18 protein-coding genes are annotated in these 21,366 nt (G+C 68.7%); 14 read left to right on the top strand and 4 right to left on the bottom strand.

What is annotated here, in order from left to right; all coding sequences use genetic code 11:
- Positions 1-52 precede the first annotated feature (52 nt).
- The 5 genes from JS278_RS01025 to JS278_RS01005 all read left to right on the top strand — a co-directional run bounded on the left by JS278_RS01025 (position 53) and on the right by JS278_RS01005 (position 8,975).
- Positions 53-1,819, top strand: coding sequence for a serine/threonine-protein kinase (locus tag JS278_RS01025; protein ID WP_114043562.1), 1,767 nt, complete (start codon positions 53-55; stop codon positions 1,817-1,819).
- A 356-nt stretch (positions 1,820-2,175) separates the two neighbouring features.
- The gene (locus tag JS278_RS01020; RefSeq protein ID WP_114043561.1) at positions 2,176-3,675 is read left to right on the top strand and encodes a hypothetical protein; all 1,500 of its coding nucleotides are present in this window, start codon (positions 2,176-2,178) and stop codon (positions 3,673-3,675) included.
- Between the two features lie 277 nt (positions 3,676-3,952).
- Positions 3,953-4,972 carry a type IV toxin-antitoxin system AbiEi family antitoxin domain-containing protein gene (locus JS278_RS01015; RefSeq protein ID WP_181833785.1) on the top strand — a complete coding sequence of 340 codons (1,020 nt, stop codon included), beginning with the start codon at positions 3,953-3,955 and terminating at the stop codon, positions 4,970-4,972.
- 172 nt (positions 4,973-5,144) lie between these two features.
- Positions 5,145-6,539, top strand: a complete 1,395-nt coding sequence (locus tag JS278_RS01010) for an aldehyde dehydrogenase family protein (protein ID WP_114043560.1) — start codon at positions 5,145-5,147, stop codon at positions 6,537-6,539.
- A gap of 156 nt (positions 6,540-6,695) precedes the next feature.
- Entirely contained in the window at positions 6,696-8,975 is a 2,280-nt protein-coding gene (locus JS278_RS01005) for a 6-phosphofructokinase (protein ID WP_245935158.1), read from the top strand.
- Between the two features lie 79 nt (positions 8,976-9,054).
- Here JS278_RS01005 and ald read toward each other — a convergent pair whose 3' ends face one another.
- Positions 9,055-10,170, bottom strand: a complete 1,116-nt coding sequence (gene ald / locus JS278_RS01000; protein ID WP_114043559.1) for an alanine dehydrogenase — start codon at positions 10,168-10,170, stop codon at positions 9,055-9,057.
- A gap of 263 nt (positions 10,171-10,433) precedes the next feature.
- Here ald and JS278_RS00995 point away from each other — a divergent pair, with 263 nt between their 5' ends.
- The 4 genes from JS278_RS00995 (at position 10,434) to JS278_RS00980 (ending at position 13,170) form a co-directional block, all read left to right on the top strand.
- Positions 10,434-11,372, top strand: coding sequence for an alpha/beta fold hydrolase (locus tag JS278_RS00995; protein WP_114043558.1), 939 nt, complete (start codon positions 10,434-10,436; stop codon positions 11,370-11,372).
- Positions 11,373-11,460: 88 nt separating this feature from the next.
- Positions 11,461-11,913, top strand: a complete 453-nt coding sequence (locus JS278_RS00990) for a hypothetical protein (protein ID WP_147243106.1) — start codon at positions 11,461-11,463, stop codon at positions 11,911-11,913.
- Positions 11,910-12,323, top strand: coding sequence for a hypothetical protein (locus JS278_RS00985; protein WP_114043556.1), 414 nt, complete (start codon positions 11,910-11,912; stop codon positions 12,321-12,323). Before JS278_RS00990 ends, JS278_RS00985 begins: the two co-directional genes overlap by 4 nt.
- Before the next feature lie 82 nt (positions 12,324-12,405).
- The gene (locus tag JS278_RS00980) at positions 12,406-13,170 is read left to right on the top strand and encodes an SOS response-associated peptidase (protein WP_245935157.1); all 765 of its coding nucleotides are present in this window, start codon (positions 12,406-12,408) and stop codon (positions 13,168-13,170) included.
- Between the two features lie 13 nt (positions 13,171-13,183).
- Here the strand turns inward: JS278_RS00980 and JS278_RS16545 are convergent, their stop codons facing one another.
- From JS278_RS16545 to JS278_RS00970, 3 genes are all read right to left on the bottom strand, one after another.
- Complete coding sequence (locus JS278_RS16545) at positions 13,184-13,312, bottom strand: hypothetical protein (RefSeq protein ID WP_281269210.1); 129 nt, start codon at positions 13,310-13,312, stop codon at positions 13,184-13,186.
- Positions 13,313-13,375: 63 nt separating this feature from the next.
- The gene (locus tag JS278_RS00975; RefSeq protein ID WP_181833784.1) at positions 13,376-14,125 is read right to left on the bottom strand and encodes an LppX_LprAFG lipoprotein; all 750 of its coding nucleotides are present in this window, start codon (positions 14,123-14,125) and stop codon (positions 13,376-13,378) included.
- Positions 14,126-14,204: 79 nt separating this feature from the next.
- The gene (locus JS278_RS00970; RefSeq protein ID WP_114043553.1) at positions 14,205-15,098 is read right to left on the bottom strand and encodes a sulfite exporter TauE/SafE family protein; all 894 of its coding nucleotides are present in this window, start codon (positions 15,096-15,098) and stop codon (positions 14,205-14,207) included.
- 224 nt (positions 15,099-15,322) lie between these two features.
- Here JS278_RS00970 and JS278_RS00965 point away from each other — a divergent pair, with 224 nt between their 5' ends.
- The 5 genes from JS278_RS00965 to JS278_RS00945 all read left to right on the top strand — a co-directional run bounded on the left by JS278_RS00965 (position 15,323) and on the right by JS278_RS00945 (position 21,350).
- A complete protein-coding gene (locus JS278_RS00965; protein ID WP_114043552.1) occupies positions 15,323-15,868 on the top strand; it encodes a hypothetical protein in 546 nt (181 codons plus the stop codon).
- Positions 15,869-16,126: 258 nt separating this feature from the next.
- Positions 16,127-17,281: a L,D-transpeptidase gene (locus tag JS278_RS00960; RefSeq protein WP_245935251.1), complete on the top strand. Its 1,155-nt coding sequence runs from the start codon at positions 16,127-16,129 to the stop codon at positions 17,279-17,281.
- 312 nt (positions 17,282-17,593) lie between these two features.
- The gene (locus JS278_RS16540; protein ID WP_181833783.1) at positions 17,594-18,721 is read left to right on the top strand and encodes a septal ring lytic transglycosylase RlpA family protein; all 1,128 of its coding nucleotides are present in this window, start codon (positions 17,594-17,596) and stop codon (positions 18,719-18,721) included.
- Between the two features lie 255 nt (positions 18,722-18,976).
- Positions 18,977-20,260, top strand: coding sequence for a citrate synthase (locus JS278_RS00950; RefSeq protein ID WP_114043549.1), 1,284 nt, complete (start codon positions 18,977-18,979; stop codon positions 20,258-20,260).
- Between the two features lie 22 nt (positions 20,261-20,282).
- Positions 20,283-21,350 (top strand): adenosine deaminase, encoded by a 1,068-nt coding sequence (locus JS278_RS00945; RefSeq protein WP_114043548.1) that lies wholly within the window; start codon positions 20,283-20,285, stop codon positions 21,348-21,350.
- Positions 21,351-21,366: the final 16 nt, after the last annotated feature.

The raw sequence follows: 21,366 nt of genomic DNA, 5'->3' as shown, positions 1-21,366 counted from the left end.
AGGCTGACATGACATTCAGGGGCCATCGACCCGGCGAGGAAGGAGGTCGAGGATGACCGCACCGGGGGACCGACTCGGCAGCCGCTACGAGTTCGACGAGGTGATCGGCAACGGCGCCATGGGCCAGGTCTGGCGCGCCCATGACCAGCAGGGAGGCGTCGTCGCGGTCAAGATGCTTCACCCGCATCTGGCCACCGATTCCGACATCCGGCGCCGCTTCTTCGACGAGAGCCAGATCCTCACCTCGATCACCCATCCGGCGGTGGTGCGGGTGCGCGACGTCGTCATGGAGGGGGCGACGCTCGGAATCGTCATGGAGTACGTCGAGGGCCCCGACCTGGGCTCCGAGCTCAAGGAGCACGCCGGGCACAACCAGCGGATGCAGGAGGACTACGCCGCGCGTCTGGGTGCCGAGATCGCCGACGGACTGGCGGCCATCCACGCCGCGAAGATCTGTCACCGCGACGTCAAGCCCGCCAACGTGCTGCTCACCAAGGCCGGCCCGGGCCCCGACGATCCCGAGGCGACCAGGATCTCGGCCCCGGGAGGCGGCGCCTCGACCAGCGGCTGGCATCCCAAGATCACCGACTTCGGCGTCTCGAAGATCCTGGACTCCGCCGCATCCACCTCCACCGCCTTCGCGGGGACCCCGAACTACGTGTCCCCCGAGATCATCCTGGGTCGCCCTCCCACCCCGGCCAGCGACCTGTACTCATTCGGCGTCATGCTCTACGAGATGGTCGCCGGGCGCACCCCCTTCGCCGCCCCGAGCCGCGAGGCCGTGATGCATGCCCACATGGCTCAGGCGCCGGCCCGCCCCGACGGACTCTCCGACCGGATGTGGCAGATCATCTCCTGCTGCCTGGCCAAGGACCCCGCGGGACGTCCTGTCTCCGCCGAGATCCTGGCCCTCGAACTGCGCCGGCTGGCCGACGGGCAGGCCCCCGGCGAACTCCTGACCCCGTCGGTCGGCGCTCCCGGGGCGTCCCGGGCCGCCGCTGCGGCCGGTACCGGAGTGGCGGCGACCTATATCGCGGGGCAGGGGTGGGATGCGATGTCTCCGTCGCAGTCCCCCGCACCCTTCCAGCAGTCCCCCGGCACCCTTGTCGGGCCCTACGGGTCGGGTCAGGGCGTGGCTGGCCAGGGCGTCCCACCCGCCGGACAGGGCGGCTCGGCACCGTCGGGCGGCACCTTCTCCTCCCCCGGAACCGTCGGCGGATCCGGTTATCCGCCCGGCCTCTACCGGACGTCCCCCTATCCGACGGCGGTCGGCGCCTCCTATCCCGGCGCCTACCCGGAACCGCAGATGCCTCAGCCGGGCCCGGCAGCGCCGATGATGGCGGCCCCACCGGCGGGTGGCGGGCAGTCCGCACCGCCGAAGAAGAGTGGACGACGGTGGCTGCCCCTGATACTCGCGGTCGTGGCGGTGGCCATCGTGCTGGGTGTCGTCTTCAGCCCGATCGGCCTGGGGGGCAAGGACGATGACGCCAGCGGTGGCCCTTCCTCGGCGAGCACCCAGGGGTCGGGCGAGACCTCGTCCAGCGATCCCACGACACCGACCGCGGAACCCACGACGGCCGTGGCCCTGCCCGCCGGCGCCAAGGCGTGCTCACCGACCGTGGCGGTGGGGGGCAAGAACACCTCGTGCCCCTTCGCCGAGAACGTCGCAGCAGCGGTACCCGCCGACCACGGCGACCGGTTCTCCGTGACGGCGTACAGCCCGGCGACCAAGAAGGAGTACACCCTGGAGTGCACCTCGGGGCAGTACGTGCTGTGCACCAAGGCCGAGAACAACATCGAGGTCTACGTCATCAAGTAGCGACAGCGGAGGCCAGGGCGTCATCGAGCGGCGGAGTGCAGGGCGTCATCGAGCGGCGGAGGCGAGGGCCACCCGCGCCACATAGCTTCCTTGCCTCTTTCCATCACGCATTTCTGTGTGCTTGCTTTGCGTCTCTATCTCCGGCGTTGGCCCTCCTGCTAGAGGGCCAACGCCGGAGATAGAGACGCAAAGCAAGCACACAGGACACTGGAGAGACGTCGGCGTCGCCTTTCAGGCCCGTGTCCCCCGTTCGGGTGAGCCCGCGTTCCGGGATGCGATCCGGTGGGTCCGTCCGACTCCACCGTGTGAACTGTGTGCGAAGATGCTGGGGTCTCTCACACAGGAGGTTGGCGTCGATGGATGACGAGAGATTGCCCCGGAGCGCGGACGAGCAGGACACCACCGATCTGTGGAAGCAGGCCTCCCTGCCGACAGGCGGCGTCGCGAGTCACGGAGGCTCGGCGGATTCGGCCTGGCCGTCGTGGGTGCCGGGCGCCGAGCAGGCGTCCGCCCAGAGTGAGCCCTCCCTCGGGGCGCAGAATCCGCCAGGACCGACGGTCGTGGGCACGCCCTTCGGAGCGACGCCCGGTGCCGGTCCCCTGTCACAGCAGTCCCCGTACCCGCAGCAGTCGCCGTACCCCCAGACGCTGGGCTCGGCCATCTCGGGCCAGACCTTCACCGGGGCCTACGGATACCCCCAGCAGTCCCCCTACCCGCCGCAGTCCCCCTACCCGCCGCAGTCCCCGTACCCCCAGTCCCCGGGCTCGGCCATCTCGGGCCAGACGGTCACCGGGGCCTACGGATACCCCCAGCAGTCCCCGTACCCGCCGACCTCCCAGCCCACCCCGTACCCTCAGCCCTTCCCCGCGGCGCCCCAGTCGCCCGCTCCACCGGCCCAGCAGCCCCAGCAGACGGGGACTCATCGCGGGCGCACGATCGGCATCGTGGCCGCCGTGCTGGTCGTGGCGGTGGGCCTCGGATTCGGAATCCGCTACGCCCGTGGCGGTGATTCCGGAACGGCCACCGGGCCGGCCGCAGCCACCTCCGCGGCCGGCGCCGGTGGATTCTCCACCTCGAGCTCCCGGACCGTCGTCAATGACGGCGTCTCGAAGCCCACGGCCGAGCTGGTCAAACAGCTCTACGGCGACAACACGCTGGACGTGTCATGGGTCTCGCTGACGGCCACCGGTCGGACTGCCGTCGCCTTTGCGTCCGACTTCTCCATCGACGGACGGTCGGCCTCCGAGGACGGCGGCCACCTGGTGATGACGTCGCGCGGTGGACAGTGGCAGAAGCTGCCGGACGGCGTCATCACCACCGAGAGCGAATGCAGTGCGCTGATGCGGCTGGGCAGCAAGGAGTCCGTGGAGACCTCGGCGGTGATGAACCAGAAGTTCTGCGATCCAGAGGTGGTCTTCCGGCTGGTGAGCACCGCGGAGCTCAACACCGCCGGTCTCGGCGCCCTGCACATCACCAAGGCCGTCGACGACCTGTCGACGACCCAGCTGCTTCCCAGCGATCTCAGCGGCTCATGCACCAGATCGACCCCGCCGTACTCGTCCTACAGCGGTTTCGTGCCCGACATCTGGACCAAGGACGGCACGGTCCAGGCCTTCACCATCGAGGGTGGCTCGAACCGCACGAAGAGCGGGGCGGGGATCGGGACGTCACTGTCGCGGCTGATCCAGATCTACGGCAGCAAGCTCACCGACGTCACGAGCAGCTACCCGTACGAGGCGGTCGAGAAGGTACTGGCGATCTCCTCGGACGGCTCGGAGATGGACTTCCTCGTCTCGGGGGGCGACGTCACGAAGATCATCGTGCGCAGCTCGGCCTTCTCCACGAGCCAGTGCTGAACAACGACGTCAGTCGGCGGGCCACGCCCTGGACGCCGTGATCCGAACACTGTGACCCTGTGGGGCGACTTCGCCCCACACCGTCACAATGACGCCGGGGCAATAGCAGGTGACGGCACCGCGCCACAGACATTGGACGTGTTACCCATCGGATCGCCACAGGGTGTTGTCCGAAGTGTTGTCCCGATCCCGGATGTGTTGTCCGAACGGCCCGAGGTGTTGTCCGGGCGCCGCAGACTCTTCCCCGGGCCCGACTCACCCACCACGATTGCCTGTCATGAAGCCCACGACTCAGATCCCGCAGCCTCTGCTGCGGCTGGCAGGTGATCAGGCGGGCGTGATCACCCGTCGACAGGCCCTCGATGGAGGGCTCACCACGGACGGCGTCCGAGGGCTCCTGGATCGCGGCACCTGGATCCGGATCGCACGCGGCGTCTACAGCACATGTCCCACCGGATGGGAGCAGCTGGCGTGGGCGGGCTTGCTCATCGGCGGCCCCGGATCCTCGGTCGGCGGCGAGGCTGCGGCGTACCTCGTCGGCATCTCGCCCCGACCGTCCAGGATCGACATCTGGGCGCCGGCGGACGCCCACTACCGGCGCCGCCCCGCCACCGGGACGGCATGGCCGTGGGCCTTCCACCGCGGGACGCGCGCCCGGATCGGGAACCCGCCGCACTCCTCGGTGGAGGAGACAGTCCTGGACCTGTGCTCGCTCGCCACCGCCGACGGCATCAGCGCCCTGCTCGGCAAGGCACTCAGCGACCGCAAGACCACCCCGCAGCGCCTGACAGCCGCCCTCGAACGGGCGACCCGGCTGCCCAACCGACGTGCCGTCGCCGAATGCCTGGCGGTGGTCACGACAGGCGCCCAGAGCGCGCTGGAGACCCGCTACCTGCGCGATGTGGAGCGCCCCCACGGGCTGCCGGTCGGCACCAGGCAGAGATCGGTCTCGGAGCACAGCGTCTCCGACGTCGTCTACGAGCAGTACCGGACCATCGCCGAACTCGACGGCATGCTGGGGCACCGCGGACAGGGCGAGATCCGCGACGCCCGGCGCGACGTCAAGCATCTGCTGATGGGCATGGTCACGCTCCGCTTCGGATGGTCGGATCTGTTCAGCCGTCCGTGCGAGGTCGCCGCACAGGTCGCGGCCGTGCTGCGCCGTTTCGGATGGGAGGGGGCGCCGCGCCGCTGCCCTCGCTGCGCGGATTCTGATCCCGACCTCCCCACACCCCGGACGCCGTGGCCCGGACGTTGTGATTCTGTGGGGCGACTTCGCCCCACACCGTCACAATGACGCCGGAACTACCCACTCGACGACCCGGTGATGATCGCCGCCGCCCCTTGATCGTCCGATCACGGCCACCAGACTGGGTGGGGACAGACGGAACACAGGGGCGGGCCGGATCACGAGCTCATCCGCCCGGGATCCGGCGACACGCTCCGGCCACCATTTGAGGAGCGATGACATGGCGTACGCCACGACCAATCCGTACACAGGCGAGGCTGTCAAGGAGTTCCCGACAGCCACCGCCGAACAGATCGACGGCGCTATCGAGAAAGCCGACGCCACCTTCCGGCAGTGGCGCACCACATCGCCGAGGCGGCGCGCAGACCTCCTGCAGAAGGCCGCCGATCTGCTGCGCACCGACCATCGCCACTACGCCGAGGTGCTCACCCGGGAGATGGGCAAGCTCATCTCCGAGGCCGAGGCGGAGGTCGAGGTGACCGCGCAGATCTTCGAGTACTACGCCCGCCACGGCGCCCAGCTTCTGGCGCCGCGCTATATCAAGGCTGAAGGTTACGGCGACACCGACGTGGCCCTGGTCAATGATCCGATGGGGATCATCTACACCGTGGAGCCCTGGAACTTCCCCTACTACCAGATCGTGCGCACCACGGCCCCACTGGTGACCGACGGCAACGTCGTCCTTCTGAAGCAGGCCTCGATCGTCCCGCAGGCCGCCGCCGAGTTCCAGGACCTCATGCTCAGGGCCGGCGCCCCAGAGGGACTGTTCACCAACATCTACGCCTCCCACGACGCCTCCGAGCAGATCCTCGGCGACCCACGCGTCCGCGGCGTGGCGCTGACCGGCTCAGAGGGCGCCGGGGCCAGTATCGCCGCGATCGCCGCCAAGAACCTCAAGAAGTCGACCCTGGAGCTCGGCGGCTCCGACGCCTTCGTCGTCCTCGACGACGCCGACGTCGCCAAGGCCGCGGACTGGGCCGTGCTCGGCCGGCACTGGAATGCCGGCCAGGTCTGCACCAGCTCCAAGCGGCTCATCGTCGTCGACTCCGTCTACGACGAGTTCCTGGAGCACTACCGCAAGGGCGTGGCGGGGCTGGTCGCCGGGGACCCGATGGATCCGGCGACCACGCTGGCGCCGTTGTCCTCCCAGCAGGCCGCCGATGCCCTCGCCGAACAGGTGGAAGCGGCCAGGGACGAGGGCGTCACGGTCGAGACGATCGGGGCTCCGGTCCCCGAGCAGGGGGCGTTCGTCAGGCCCGTCCTGCTCACCGATATCCCGGAGGGCTCGGAGACCGCCAGGACGGAGTTCTTCGGACCGGTCACCCAGCTGTACCGGGCCGCCGACGAGGAGGACGCCGTGCGGATCGCCAACGCCTCGCCGTTCGGGCTGGGCGGTTCGGTGTTCTCCAGCGACATCGCACGCGCACAGGACGTCGCCCGGCGGATGGACACCGGAATGGTCTTCATCAACCAGCCCACCGGCGTCGCGCCCGACATCCCCTTCGGCGGGGTGAAGCGCTCCGGCTACGGACGCGAACTGCTCGACCTGGGGCTCAAGGAGTTCGTCAATCAGAAGGTCGTGGCCGTCGCCGACATCGACGGCAGCTTCTTCTGAGCCGTCCGGCGCCTGAGCACTGTCGCGGTGGGGGGCGGGTCCGCCCCGTGGCGGCGTCGCGGCCCCACCCCTACACTCGTCCAAACGTCCTGACAATTCGTCCGAATCGGGACCCGGCCCTCGCACGGGCGACGACCAACCGGCAGACTTGGTCCCGTGCGAAACGACGATCGTGACGAACAGCGCATCTTCGACCGGACCAGCCGGACCCCCGTCCTGCCCGACGGCCGCGGCGTAAGGATCGGCATCCTCACCAGCGGCGGCGACGCCCAGGGCATGAACGCCGCGGTGCGGGCAGTGGTGCGCTCGGCACTCAGCGTGGGCGCCGAGGTCTACGCCATCTACGAGGGCTACCAGGGGATGATCGACGGCGGCGACGGGATCCGGAAGTTCGGGTGGGACGACGTCGGCTCGATCCTCAACCGCGGGGGCACCGTCATCGGCACCTTCCGCTCCAAGGAGATGCGGGAGCGGGAGGGACGCCTCAAGGCCGTCCGCCACCTGCTGCACCGGGGCATCGACCGGCTCGTCGTGATCGGCGGCGACGGGTCGCTGACCGGCCTGAACCTGCTGCGCAACGAATGGTCCGGACTGGTGGCCGAGCTCGTGGAGCGCGGCGACCTGGCCGAGGAGGTCGCCCAGGAGCATCCCAGCCTCATGATCGCCGGACTCGTCGGCTCCATCGACAACGATCTCGTCGGCTCCGACATGACGATCGGCACCGACACCGCCCTGCACCGGATCGTCGACGCCATCGACGATCTCGCCTCCACCGCCGCCAGCCATCAGCGATCCTTCGTCGTGGAGGTGATGGGACGCCACTGCGGCTACCTGGCGCTGATGAGTGCGGTCGCCGGCGGGGCCGATTACGTCCTGGTCCCCGAGCAGCCCCCGGCCCCGGGCTGGGAGGAGGAGATGTGCGCCGAGCTGCGCAAGGGGCGCCAGTCGGGCCGTCGCGACTCCATCGTCATCATCGCCGAGGGCGCCACCGACCGCGAGGGCCGTCCGATCAAGGCCGAGTACGTCCGCCAGGTGCTGGCCGACCGGCTCGACGAGGACGCCCGCGTCACGATCCTGGGCCACGTCCAGCGCGGCGGCAAACCCAGCGCCTACGACCGCTGGGCGTCGACCTGGCTGGGCTACAACGCCGTCCACGAGGTGCTCACCGCGACCCCCGAGTCCGAGGGGATGGTCGTGGGCACCCGGTCCAACCGCTCCGAGCGGCTGTCCCTGGTCAAGGCCGTCGCAGACACCCAGGAGGTGCCCAAGCTCATCGAGGCCGGGCGGTACCGCGACGCCATGCGGATGCGCGGGCACTCCTTCACCGAGATGGACGCCATCTTCTCCGAGCTGGCCGATCCGGTGCGCACCAGCCCCGAGAAGGACTACAGGCGAATCGGGGTGATGCACGCCGGCGGGCCGGCCCCGGGCATGAACACGGCCATGCGCGCCCTCGTGCGGCTGGGCATCTCCCGCGGCCACACCATGATCGGCATCCACAACGGCTTCGTCGGCCTGGCCGCCGGGGACCTGGCCGAGATCACCTGGAGCCAGGTGGAAGGGCTCACCGGCGAGGGCGGCGCGATGCTCGGGACCCGCCGCGAGGTGCCGGCGACCCAGGACCTGTACGCGATCAGCCGGGCCCTGGAGAAGAACGAGATCGACGCACTGGTGGTGATCGGCGGCTACTCCGCCTATGACGGCGTCCACAAGATGACGACGGAGCGGGACCGCTACCCCGCCTTCCGGATCCCCACCGTCTGCGTGCCGGCCAGTATCGACAACAACCTGCCGGGCTCGGAGCTGTCGATCGGCGCCGACACCGCGCTCAACGTCATCGTCGACGCGATGGACAAGATCAAGGAGTCCGGCATCGCCTCCAAGCGCTGCTTCGTGGTGGAGACGATGGGCAAGAACTGCGGCTACCTCGCCATGATGAGCGGGATCGCGGCCGGCGCCGAGCGGATCTACCTCAACGAGGACGGCATCAGCCTGGACGATCTGGTGACCGACGTCCACTGGCTGCGGGAGTCCTTCGCGAAGGGACGCCGGCTGTTCCTGGCGGTGCGCAACGAGAACGCCTCGAAGAACTACACCACCGAATTCCTCGCCCAGATGATGGAGGAGGAGTCGCACGGGATGTACGACGTACGCACGGCCGTGCTGGGGCACATGCAGCAGGGCGGGTCGCCGTCCCCCTTCGACCGGCTGCTCGCCACCCGGCTCAGCTACCGCGCGCTGAACCTGGTGGACGACGAGCTGGCGGCCGATCAGGACGGCGCCTGGTTCATGGGGATCCGCGACGGAAGCACCTACGCGGGCGCGATGGAGACCATGAACTCCCTGGTCGACCCGCAGCACCGGCGTCCCCGCCAGCAGTGGTGGCTCGACCTGCGCACGGTGGTCCGGACCGTCTCTGATGAGTTGAGGAGCTGAGGACAACCCCTTCGAAACCCCGTAGCGGGGGCCCGGCGCGTGCCCGGTCCGCGTCGCGGGCCGGGCACGCCGAGGGGCGCTAGTTCGTCAGGTCGGCGATATTGCAGGTCGGGATGCTCAGGGCCTCGCCCACCGGTAGCGAGTACAGCTCCCGGTCGTGGGTCGTCAGGCCGCGAGCAAGATCGCGCCGGGTCTGGATGGCCTTGTGCCAGCCCTGATCGGCCAGCAGGGTGGCGTAACCCAGGGTCGAGTTGGTGAGCGCCATCGTCGAGGTGTGGGGCACCGCACCCGGCATATTGGCCACGCAGTAGAAGAGCGAGTCATGCACCCGGAACGTCGGATCGGTGTGCGTGGTCGGATGGGAGTCCTCGAAGCATCCGCCCTGGTCGATGGCGATGTCCACCAGCACTGATCCCGGCTTCATCTGCGCGACGGTCTCATTGCTGACCAGGTGCGGGGTACGTGCGCCCGGAACCAGCACCGATCCGATCACCAGATCGGCATCACGGCAGGCGGTGGCGACACCCAGCCCGGTGGAGAACTCGGTGGCGATGTGGCCCGACGAGATGTCGGAGATGTAACGCATCCGCGCAGTATTGACGTCGTAGACGGTGACGCCGGCACCCATCCCGAGAGCGATCTGGGCGGCGCAGAGCCCGGCGACCCCGCCACCGAGAACGACGACCTTGCCCTTGTGGACACCGGTTCCCCCGCCGAGCAGCGTCCCGTTGCCGCCGTGGGACTGCATCAGGCAGTTCGCGCCGACCTGGGGGGCGAGCTTGCCGGCGATCTCGGACATCGGCGAGAGCAACGGCAGCTGATGGTCGTCGGTCTCGACGGTCTCGTAGGCCAACGACGTCACCCGGTGGCGGAGCAGGGCCTCGGCGAGCGGCTTGTCGGCGGCCAGATGCAGGTAGGTGAACAGCAGAAGGCCCTCGTGCAGAAGGTCGTACTCGGCGGCGACGGGCTCCTTGACCTTGAGCACCATCTCGGCATCGGTCCACACCGTCGCGGCGTCGTCACTGAGGACCGCTCCTGCCGCCAGGTACTCGGCGTCGCCGATCCCCGACCCGACGCCGGCCCCCGACTCGACGCACACCTGATGACCGTGACCCACCAGGGCATGCACTCCGGCCGGCGTGATCGCGACCCGGAATTCGTTGTCCTTGACCTCCGCCGGAACTCCGATGCGCATCCGATCTCCTCACCTCGTTATGGATCTGGTCTCGACACTGTCGTCAACCTGGTTCCGACACCGATGCCAGCCAGGCCGGACACGCCTCGAGAGCGAGCCGCCCCAGGCGCAGCCGCCGTGCTGCACACGCTACCTGCCGGTCGTCGTCGCCCATCAGCCACCTCCTGAGGGCGACCGATCGGCGGGCACCGACGCCGTGACTGCGGATAGGCTGGCCCTGATCGCCTCAGAGGGGAGGCGGCCGGAGCAGATGGAGAACACTCATGGCTCTCAACGAGGTGACCTTCCTTTCCCACGACGGCCGCGACGAGATCCGCGGCTGGATCTACTCGCCCGTGCGTCCCGCCCGCGGCATCGTCCAGATCGCCCACGGCCTGGGCGAGCACTCCCGTCGGTACCTTCACATGATCACCACCCTGCTGGACGCCGGCTTCGCGGTCGCCGCCGACGACCACGCCGGTCACGGCGCCACGGCGATGGCGTCGGGGGTGTGGCAGGACACCGGCCCCGACGGCGTCGAGACCGTGGTGGTCGACGAGAAGTCTCTCCACGATCTGGCCGTCGAGCTGCACCCGGGCCTGCCCTTCGTGTTCTTCGGGCACTCGTGGGGTTCGATGATCGCCCGCGGCTACGCCTCCCGGTACCCCGAGGATCTGGCCGGGCTGGCGCTGTGCGGTATCGCGGCCGGGATTCACGGCATCGAGCAGACCCTGGACCGCGAGGCTCTCGACGCCGCGATCGCCGCGGGAGACGGCACCGACCCCGACACCGGCTTCCAGGATCAGATGTTCGACGGCTTCACCTCCCGGTGCGGCCCCGACGCCGGTCCCACCGCCTGGGTGGCCGCCGATCCGGCCGTGGTCGCCGATCACGGCGTCGACCCGCTCAACAATTTCGGTGCGCCGATGTCGTTGCGATTCGTGCGCGACTTCGCGCTCCTCTACGACCGGGTGAATGACGCCGCCTGGCCGGCGGGCATCCCCGCCGACCTGCCGGTGCTCATCCTGGCCGGGGAGCAGGACCCCGTGGCGAACTACGGCGAGGGCGCCCTCAAGGCGGCCAACCAGCTGTGGGACACGGGCCACGAGGATGTCGAGACCCGCATCTACTCCGGGGTGCGCCACGAGGTGCACAACGAGCCGGCCACCCGGGAGCGGGTGGAGGCCGACCTGCTGGCCTTCGTGGAGCGGGTCACCGCCTGACATCATTGTCTGACGTCACCGTCTGACCCGGTTCCCTCCGTCACCCGCGGGCGACGGACCCCGGCAGCTCTCAGAAGGGAGAACACCCGTGCCGTCGCCGTTGTACTCGCAGTTCGCCTCACTCGTCAATCTCATCGGGATCGCGGCCTCGGCGACGGTGCTCATCCTCGCCCTGGTACGCGCCCGGCACCGGGGCCGTGCCCTCGTGGTGGCCGGAGCAGCGGTGATACTGGCGGGAAACATGCTGAGCGAACTGGCGCAGGGCTCGGCGAACCTCCTCGGCTCGACCTCCATGGCAGGCGGCTCCTTGCAGGTGATCTTCTCGTTGGGGATTCTCGCCAGTCTCATGGTGGGCGTCGGCATCGTGCTGCTGGCCGTGGGGCTTGTCCGCGGGCACGGGAACCATCAGCGGCCCCCGCAGGAGCCGATTCCGACCGGCCAGACTTTTCCCGCACCACCGCCCGGCTCATATCCCCGGTATCAGGGGTGGCCGTCCGACTCCGGCGCGCCCGGCCACGATCAGGGCTGGGGGCCACGATGAATCCGGTATTCACGATCCTGGCGAGTGTGGTGCCCGAGCTGGCGTGCTGCCTGGCGGCCGCCGTCATCGTGCTGGTGGGGGCGCCTTCCCGGCTGAAGGCTCTCGGCGGCGCCGGGGCGCTGATGATGGTCGCCGCCGAGGCGACGCAGCTGGTGGTGTATCTGTCTCCCCATGACGGCATCGGCTGGCTGTGGATTCCCCAGGTGGTGTCGCTGTTCTTCGTCGCAGGGCTCGTGATGCTGGCGGTGGCGGCGACATCGCCGGCGGCCGGTGGGGCCACTACCCGGCCCGCCTCGCCCCCGCCGACCTGGAATCCCAACGGATTCCCACCCGGTGCTCCGCCGTCGCAACCGGCGCCGTTCCCCTCTCAAGTGCCTCCAGGCTCAGGTCGCCGCGGTCCAGCAGGGTGATCCGCAGCGCCATGCACGAATCACTAGCTGGAGCCGCGTTCCCGACAGGATCCTCGGCGGATCCAGCTCTCAGGCGAGTAAAATGTGCACACTGGAAGGCGTCCCACCTGAGGAGGCCATGATGTGCGGACGGTACGGGCTTTCACTGGGAGCCGAGGACCTCGCCCGGGTCTACCAGGCCATCGGCGACGACATCGACGGGTGGACGCCGCACTACTCGGTGGCACCGTCCACCACGATCCCGGTCCTGCGGGCCCGTCCCGACGAGGACGCCGGCTCCCCCGACGGCATCCGCGTCCTGGAACCCGCCCGATGGGGGTTCAAGCCGTCATGGGCCAAGGAGAAGGGCCCCCGGCCGATCAACGCCCGGCTGGAGACGGTCGCCACCAACGGCATGTTTCGCAACGCCATGCGGTCGGCTCGCTGCGTCGTCCCGATGACCGGTTACTACGAGTGGACCGAGGAGGGCGGCAAGAAGGTGCCGCACTGGATCCACGCCGACGGCCGACTGCTCAACGCCGTCTCGGTGGCCGCCGCCAGCAGGACCGATGACGGCTGGCTGGTGACCGTGGCGATCGTCACGACGACGGCCACGGACTCCGCCGGCCAGGTGCACGACCGGATGCCGGTCTTCCTCGACGAGGACGACCTCGACGAATGGCTGACGCCCGGCAAGCTCGACGAGACCGGCGTCAACGGGCTGGTGAGCCTGGCCGGCGAGGACGCCGCCCGGATCGCCGGGCACCTGGACACCTACCGCGTCGATCCCCGGGTCAACAACGTCCGGCGGATCGACCCCTCGGCTCCCGATCTGATCGAGCCCGTCGAGGACCTCTTCGGCATCTGAGCACGGCACCCGATCAGCTGACGAACAGGATCATCCCGAGCCAGACGATCACGACGACGGCGCCGATGATCCCCATCGCCCACACCAGCGCCCAGGTGAGGCGGTCCTTCGGCTCGGGCTCGTTGTCGTCGGGTTCACTCATCGCATCTCCAGCCAGTGGCACCCGGGAAGTCTACGGCGGACGGACCGGATCAGCTCAGCGGGATCAACTCACTTCCGGGATCGTCACCGGCTCGTCGAACTTCGACATGGTCATGTCGATGGTGGTCTTGTTACCGGAGCTGGTGATCGCCATCCTGGTCCTGACCGGTGCCAGATCGTCATTCGTCCAGTAGTCGGCGGGCACCGTGCCGGAGGCCGAGGCGCTCGCCGACGACCCCGAGGACCCTGCCATCTTCGCCCCGTCGAGCTGCAGGACGAAGTGGTGGCCTCCGGACTCCTTGCCCTTGTACTCGGCCGACGTCGCGGCGTCAGCCAGCTGGGAGAGCGCCATCGCCTGGTTGAAGCCGCTGTTCTGCGCGGAGTCGGAGGCGACCCATTTGCCACCGGTCTTCACCCAGGTCCTGGAGCCGTCCGACACCGTCTCCATGTTCTGACCTGCGCCGGTCATCGTCGAGTGCGTCATGGGCTTGTCCGGATCGCTCTGATCGGTGTCACCGGTCACCTTCACCGTCACCGCCCGGCCCTCGATCGTCGCCACAACCGTGCCTTCCGAGTGATAGCTCTTGAGCTTCTTCTGGGCGGCGCCCATCCGGGTGACGAAGTCCTTGGCGTCGACCGTTCCCTTCTTGAAGGGGAATGACGCCGTGCTCGCCTTCTGGGCCGCGGACGATGCCGCGCCGGAGCCGCCGCCCGATGACGACGTCGCCGCGCCGTTCCCGCCGCACCCGGCGAGGCCGCCGAGCGCCAGTGCTGCGATGAGGCCGGCGGCGCCGCGCCGGATCGAGTTCTTCATCATGGATCCTGTCTCTGGTCGAGGCCACCGTGACCCGCGCATGGGAGAAGGTTATCGATCACCGAGGGCAAGTCCCTCTTCAGATCAGCAGCGTGACGCCTGTCACGACCGTCAACACGATGACGAGGGTGTTGAACACCGCCTTGTTGATCCTCCCCGAGACCCACCGGCCGAACGCCACCGTGGCGATCATGAACGGGATCGCGATGAGCAGGGGGATCAGGTACTTGGTGGTGAGCATCCCCAGCCCGATCGAGAAGGGCAGCTTCACCAGGTTGAGCACGAGGTAGAACCACGCCCCGGTACCCAGGAAGAGTCGCACCGGGAAGCCCTCGGTCATGAAGTACATCGAGGTCACCGGACCACCGGCATTGGCGACCATCGTGGTGAATCCGGCCAGGCCGCCGAAGACCGGCCGCTTGAACCTCGCCCCGCGGGGCGGCTCGGCGTCGGCCATGGCCTCCGAGGCGGTCCGGGTGACGACGGGTTCGGCTACGGTCGCCGTCTCCCCCGGTTCGGCGCCCAGCGCCGGGATCGCCCCGCTCTCGGCCTCGACCGCGCCGGGCTCGACGTCCTCGGCCACCGGCGCATGACCGCCCTCGCCGTAGCCCATCCGCTTCTTGCGCCACATCGTGATGACGTTCCAGCCGACGAAGACCAGGATGATGACGCCGATGACCCGTTTCGTCACCGTGTCGTCGGCCCAGAACAGGAAGGCGGCGCCCAGCACCACGCCGATCACCACATTGGGCAGCAGCCGGCCCAGGGTCTTCCAGTCGACGTCACGGCGGTAGGCCCAGATCGTCATCCAGTCGCCCAGGATGCACATGGCCAGGGTGATTCCGGTGGCCTCCTTGGCCGGGATCAGCTGCGCCAGCGCCCCGATCCCCAGGATCGCCGCCCCCGGGAGCATCGCCTTGTCGAGGGCGATGAGCATCGCCACCACGATGAGAGCCACCCAGATCATGGACATACGCCGCACTCCATTGTCAGCCGACGCTCGGCATTTGTTCGGACAAGGTCAACGGTACGCCCACGGCGATCCCCGTCACCACCCCCCGGGCAGGACTCCTCGGCCAGGACTCCCGCGGCCACCCGGGTCTCGACCCTCAGCACCGGTAAGGGTAGGTTTACCTGGCCATCCCGCGCGGCTCCGACCCGTCCGCGGGGAACACGTCCATCGAGTAAGGAAGCTCAATGACACGCACCGTCTACCAGGCCATCAGCCGCATCTTCGCCGTCGTGCTGGCCGTGGCCGGAATCGGCCTCGCGCTCGGCGGCAACTACGCCCACGGCTTCGTCACCGATCAGCTCTCCCAGCAGAAGATCGTCATGCCCAGCGGCAAGGCGCTCACCAGCCAGGACATGAAGGACCATCTGGAGAAGTACGCCGACAAGCCCATGACGACCGGCCCCCAGGCCGAGGCCTTCGCCAACCACTACATTCAGGCCCACATGAACGCCACAGCCGACGGCAAGACCTACGAGGAGGTCTCCGGGGAGTACATCGCCTGCTCCGCCGACAATGCCAAGAAGAACACCGCCGAGTGCACCGCCCTCGGCGAGGCCCGCCAGACCCTCTTCATGGGCAACTCGCTGCGCGGCATGCTGCTCAACGCCTTCGGCTGGTGGCTGCTCGGCACCATCGCCATCTGGGTCGGCGTGGGAGCCCTGGTGCTCGCGGTGATCCTGGCCGTTCTCGGGTGGTTCGTGCTGAAGCCCCGACAGGCCTCTGCGGCCTGAGCGTCCTCGACGCGACCGCACGGCGTCCCGCTCCGTCACGGAGCGGGACGTCTCCTTGCCAGAGCCGCTTCACAGGTCGGCAACATGGAGACGGACAGACGAAGAGTTATCATAGTCTGCAGTCGGCCGCCAGTACATGAACCGAAAAACGGGAATTCAGGTGCAGCGGCTCCCGTCGAGATCGATCCGTTGGAGGCATCCGTGCCGTCATTCCCCACCCGACGTTCCGTGATCGTCGGCGGTGCCGCTCTGGTACCGCTGGCGATTGCCGGGTGCAGCTCCACATCCAAGGCTGCCAAGGAGACGTCCGGAGCGGCGAAGCCCTCCACCACCCCGACTCCGACCCAGAAGCCCAGCCCCGCCACGGTGGCTGTGAGTGCGCAGCACCCGCTGACCGCCGTCCAGCCCACCGACGCCCTGACCTTCGCAGTGACCAACGGCACGCTGACGTCGGTGGCCGTCACCAATGCCGACGGCGAGCCGGTCGACGGTGCCCTGTCCGGCACCGACCCGAAGAAGGTCTGGACCCCCAAGGCGCCCTTCCGGATCGGTAGCACCTACACCGTCGTCGCCACCCTCACCGGACAGACCGGCACCGCGAAGTCCACCACCAGGCTCACCACGATGAGCGGCGACACCAACACCACCAATCTTCTCTACGAGGACATGGACGTCGGCGTCGGCATGCCGGTGATCATCAAGTTCGACAACGAGGTCGCCGACGCCGCCAAGCGCAAGGCCATCCAGAACGCCATGACGATCACCACCACCCCGCAGCAGGAGGGCGCGTGGGGCTGGATCGACAACGCTCAGCTGATGTGGCGGCCCAAGGAGTACTGGAAGGCCGGCACGAAGATCACCGTCTCCGGGAAGGTCGCCGGACTGCCCACGTCCAGCCATCGCTTCCTCCAGGACAACATCTCCGGCAGCATCACCATCGGCGACTCCCGGATCCTCTACGTGGACATCGCCAACTACAAGATGCGCGTCACGAAGAACGGCAGCACCGTCAAGACGATCCCGATCACCACCGGCAAGGCGAACTTCGCGACCCGGTCCGGCACCAAGGTGATCATCGAGCGCGACTCCGCTCTCACCATGGATTCGACGACGGTCGGCATCCCCAAGGGCGATCCCGAGTACTACAAGCTCGACGTCAAGTGGGCCATGCGGGTCACCTACACCGGCGAGTTCATCCACGCGGCCCCGTGGTCGGCGGGCTCCCAGGGCTCGGCCAACGTGTCCCACGGCTGCGTGGGCACCTCGATGGCCGACGGCCAGTGGCTGTTCAACTTCTCCCGGGCCGGCGACGTCGTCGTCAACACCGGCTCCAACCGCCACTTCCAGCCCGAGCAGGGCATCGGCTGCTGGTGCTATGACTGGGCCGGGTGGCAGAAGCTCAGCGCTGTGTAACCCTCACCGTCGAGCGCGGGTCGAGGGTTGCCCCTGATCCCCCGCGCGCCTCCTGCGGGCTCGATCCCCGGGTTGCCCTGCGCACCGCGTCGACCGCGCCGTGACGCGGACCCTACGCTGCCCCGGGCGCTCCCGTCGGGGGTCCTCGGCAGCGCCGCGGTGCCTCCTCAGCCGCTGAATCCGCCACGCCGGCAACTCTCAACCTGCTTGGGGAGGGGTCGAGGGTCTTCCTAGTGTGCAGCGCAACACAGGGATCGCGCCGACTGGTGGGGTCTCGAGTTCCGACGCCGCATGGCGAGAGGAAGTTGCCCCGTGATTCTGCAGAAGCTGCGCGGACTCTCCGCGACCGTCGCGCTGGGAGTCGTGCTCACCGCCGGCGTGCCGGCGATCGTCGGCTCGATCGCCCAGGCCGCGACCACCACCCTTCATGCCAGCGCGGCTGTGAACGTGCGCACCGGGCCCGGCACCTCGAACGCGAGGATCGGCGTCCTGTACCCCGGCGATGAAGTGGCCGCGACCGGGTCCTCTGTCGACGGCTGGACGCCGGTGACCTACCAGGGCCGCAAGGCCTGGGTGTCGACCAGATACCTCGCCGGTGGCGGCTACACACCGGATACGACCACCACCAGCGCCGCCGGATCCGCCTGGACCACTGCCAACCTCAACCTGCGCGCCGGCGCCGGGGCGAGCCAGCGCGTCATCGCCACCCTGCCGCGCGGCACCGAGGTGACCCGCACCGGGAAGGTCTCCGGGGAGTGGACCGCAGTGACCTCCGACAAGGGTTCGGGCTGGGTCCACGGCAACTACCTGTCGGCCTCGCAGGTCACGGCCGTCAACACCTCGAAGGCCTCCAGCGCCCCGGTCGGCAATACTGCACCGACCGGAAAGGCCGCACCCTCGACCGTCGGCACCAGATACGCCACCACCACGCTGAACCTGTGGACGGCGGCCACCGGCTCCCGCTACGTCGGTACCGTCGACCGCGGTACCGCGCTGAAGTACACCGGCACGGTGAGCAACGGGCGCACCCAGGTGGTCGTCAAGGGGGCCGCCCGCTGGGTGACCAGCGACTACCTGTCGGCGAGCAGGCCCTCCTCGAGGAAGAACTCGTCGGCCGCATCCAGGTCGTCGTCCCGGTCGGGGGAGGGCCAGGCCACCACGACAGGATCGTGCCGGGCCTCCTACTACGACGAGGACCAGTTGACGGCCAACGGCGAGCGGTTCAACACCAATGACTACACGGCCGCCCACAAGACCCTGAAGTTCAATACGCGGGTGCGGGTCACCAATCCGGCCAACGGGAAGTCGACCGTGGTGCGGATCAACGACCGCGGTCCCTACGTCTCGGGACGCTGCCTCGACCTGTCCACGGCCGCCTTCTCGGCGATCGCCAGCACCGGTTCCGGGGTCATCGCGGTGAAGTACACCGTTCTGGGCTGACACGGCACGCTGCGCTGAGCACGAATCCACGTTGACAATCGTGCAACCGGCCGTAGCCTTGGATGTGCAATATTTCACAAGCCGACGCCCGTCCGGTGGGAGGATCCAGCGAGTTCTGGCGTCGCAAGGGCTTCCCCTTATCTTCGGGACGCCGCGACAAGGGCCGCCGCACCACCCAGGACCCGCCCCCTTCCGGGGCCTCCTGCGCCGGGCCGCCCGCAGGACCCGACGGGGCGAGCCCCGGGAAGGAACATGATGAGCGAGACAGCACGTTTCATCGACGGCGACACCGAGTTCGAGTTCGACAGGGTCGTCGCCAGCGACGGCCAGATCGGCTACGACGCCTCGGGGTTCCTCAACGAGACCGGGAACCTGTTCCTGGACCCGGCCTTCGTCAACACGGCCTCGTGCGACTCGAGGATCACCTACATCGACGGCGACAACGGCGTGCTCCGCTACCGCGGGTACCCGATCGAGCAGCTCGCCACGCACTCGACCTATCTGGAGACCGCCTACCTCGTGATCTACGGGGATCTCCCCAGCGCCGCGGAGCTCAAGACCTTCGAGGAGCGGATCCGCCGCTCCACCCTCATCGACGAGCGGATGCGCGACCTGTTCCGCTGCTTCCCCCGCCGCTCCCACCCGATGCCCGTGCTGGCGGCCGGCGTCATGGCCCTGTCGACCTTCTCCGAGAAGAGCGCCGGAATCGAGCCCGACCAGGTGGAGAACGCCACCGACCGGCTCATCGCCAAGATGCCGACCCTGGCCGCCTTCTCCTACAAGAACTCGGTGGGCCAGCCCACCCTGTACCCCGACAACTCGCTGTCCTACATCGAGAACTTCATCCGGATGAGCTTCGGCTTCCCCACCGAGGCCTACGAGTTCAACGACGAGATCACCCGGGCCCTGGAGGTGCTGCTCATCCTTCACGTCGACCACGAGCAGAACTGCTCGACGTCGACGGTGCGGATGGTGGGCTCCTCGGGAGCCAACCTCTACTCGGCGGTCTCGGCCGGCACCAACGCGCTGTCCGGACCCAAGCACGGAGGCGCGAACCAGGCCGTCATCGAGATGCTGCAGGGCATTCGCGATTCCGGCATGTCGACCCGCGAATTCGTGAGCCAGGTCAAGGACCACAAGTCCAACGTCAAGCTGATGGGCTTCGGGCACCGGATCTACAAGAACTACGATCCGCGCGCCGCGATCATCAAGGAGCACGCCGACAACATCCTCAAGCTCCACTCCGGGCGCCAGGACCTCCTGGAGATCGCCCAGGAGCTGGAGGAGACGGCGATGTCGGACGACTACTTCCGAGAGCGCAAGCTCTACCCGAATGTGGACTTCTACTCCGGTCTCATCTACGAGGCGATGGGCTTCCCGGTGAACATGTTCACGGTGCTCTTCGCCATCGGACGCCTGCCCGGCTGGATCGCCCATTACCGCGAGCAGCTGGCCACCAGCAACAAGATCTGGCGGCCGCGCCAGATCTACACCGGCGAGCAGGAGAGGGCCTACCGCCCGGTGGATCTGCGCCCCTGAGGTCTCCCGTTAGGCTCGCCCCATGACGCTCAGCCCCGACCTCGTCCGACTCTCCCCCAAGGTGGTCCTCCACGATCACCTCGACGGCGGGTTGCGCCCGGCGACCGTCCTCGACCTGGCTCGCGCCCAGGGGATCAGTGCTCCCGGCAGCACCGCTGATGAGGTGGCCGACTGGTTCTTCAGGACCGCGGACTCCGGCTCCCTGACCCGCTACCTGGAGACCTTCGACGTCACGGTCGGGCTCATGCAGACCCCCGAGGCGCTGCAGCGGGTGGCTCGCGAGTACGTCGAGGACATGGCCTCGGACCACGTCATCTACGCCGAGACCCGGTGGGCGCCGCAACAGCACGCCGCCGGGGGGCTGACGATGGCCGAGGCGGTCGACGCCGTCCAGGCCGGGCTCGACGAGGGTATGGCCGAGGTCGCCGAGCTCGGACGGCCCGTCGTCGTCAACCAGCTCATCACCATGATGCGCCAGCTCGACCCCGACCCGGCACTGGCCGTCCTCGTCACCGAGAGGCTGGGGCACGGAGTGGTCGGCGTCGACCTGGCGGGGCCGGAGGCAGGATTCGGACCGGGGCGGTTCCTCGACCTGTTCGACGACATCGCCGAGGCCGGCGGGCACGTCACCATCCATGCCGGGGAGGGCGACGGCCCGGGATCGATCCGCGCGGCCCTGGAGTGCGGTGCGGAGAGGCTGGGGCACGGAGCACGGTTGGCCGAGGACATCACGTCCTACGGCTCCGGGATCCTGCAGCTGGGAGAGGTCGCCGCAGAGGTCCTCCAGGCGGCGATCGCCCTGGAGGTGTGCCCCTCCTCGAATGTTCAGACCGGGCTGTGCCCGAGCGTCGGTGATCACCCGGTGGGTCTGCTGTGGCAGGCGGGGCTGCCGGTGACGATCTCCCCCGACAACCGCCTCATGAGTCGTACCTCGGCCAGCCGCGAACTCAGCCTCACCGGCGAGGCGCTGGGATGGGAACTGGAGGATCTCCATCACGTCGCGGTCACCGCCGCCGACGCCGCCTTCTGCGACGAGGCCACCCGCGAGATCATCCGGGAGAGGCTGGATGAGGGGTTCGCCGGGCTGTAGACGGGGCAGGATGCTC

It is taken from the genome of Acidipropionibacterium virtanenii, from assembly GCF_003325455.1.
Taxonomy (GTDB): Bacteria; Actinomycetota; Actinomycetes; order Propionibacteriales; family Propionibacteriaceae; genus Acidipropionibacterium; species Acidipropionibacterium virtanenii.
This window is presented reverse-complemented; position numbering and strand designations above follow the sequence as displayed.

What these genes read in the sequence shown, in the direction of transcription:
- JS278_RS00965 (WP_114043552.1), top strand. Translation starts at nt 15,323, where the DNA reads ATGACACGCACCGTCTACCAGGCCATCAGCCGCATCTTCGCCGTCGTG.
- JS278_RS00950 (WP_114043549.1), top strand. Translation starts at nt 18,977, where the DNA reads ATGAGCGAGACAGCACGTTTCATCGACGGCGACACCGAGTTCGAGTTC.
- JS278_RS01025 (WP_114043562.1), top strand. Translation starts at nt 53, where the DNA reads ATGACCGCACCGGGGGACCGACTCGGCAGCCGCTACGAGTTCGACGAG.
- JS278_RS01010 (WP_114043560.1), top strand. Translation starts at nt 5,145, where the DNA reads ATGGCGTACGCCACGACCAATCCGTACACAGGCGAGGCTGTCAAGGAG.
- JS278_RS00980 (WP_245935157.1), top strand. Translation starts at nt 12,406, where the DNA reads ATGTGCACACTGGAAGGCGTCCCACCTGAGGAGGCCATGATGTGCGGA.
- JS278_RS16545 (WP_281269210.1), bottom strand. Translation starts at nt 13,312, where the DNA reads ATGAGTGAACCCGACGACAACGAGCCCGAGCCGAAGGACCGCCTCACC.
- JS278_RS00970 (WP_114043553.1), bottom strand. Translation starts at nt 15,098, where the DNA reads ATGTCCATGATCTGGGTGGCTCTCATCGTGGTGGCGATGCTCATCGCC.
- JS278_RS01015 (WP_181833785.1), top strand. Translation starts at nt 3,953, where the DNA reads ATGAAGCCCACGACTCAGATCCCGCAGCCTCTGCTGCGGCTGGCAGGT.
- JS278_RS00945 (WP_114043548.1), top strand. Translation starts at nt 20,283, where the DNA reads ATGACGCTCAGCCCCGACCTCGTCCGACTCTCCCCCAAGGTGGTCCTC.
- ald (WP_114043559.1), bottom strand. Translation starts at nt 10,170, where the DNA reads ATGCGCATCGGAGTTCCGGCGGAGGTCAAGGACAACGAATTCCGGGTC.
- JS278_RS00995 (WP_114043558.1), top strand. Translation starts at nt 10,434, where the DNA reads ATGGCTCTCAACGAGGTGACCTTCCTTTCCCACGACGGCCGCGACGAG.
- JS278_RS00975 (WP_181833784.1), bottom strand. Translation starts at nt 14,125, where the DNA reads ATGAAGAACTCGATCCGGCGCGGCGCCGCCGGCCTCATCGCAGCACTG.
- JS278_RS01020 (WP_114043561.1), top strand. Translation starts at nt 2,176, where the DNA reads ATGGATGACGAGAGATTGCCCCGGAGCGCGGACGAGCAGGACACCACC.
- JS278_RS00985 (WP_114043556.1), top strand. Translation starts at nt 11,910, where the DNA reads ATGAATCCGGTATTCACGATCCTGGCGAGTGTGGTGCCCGAGCTGGCG.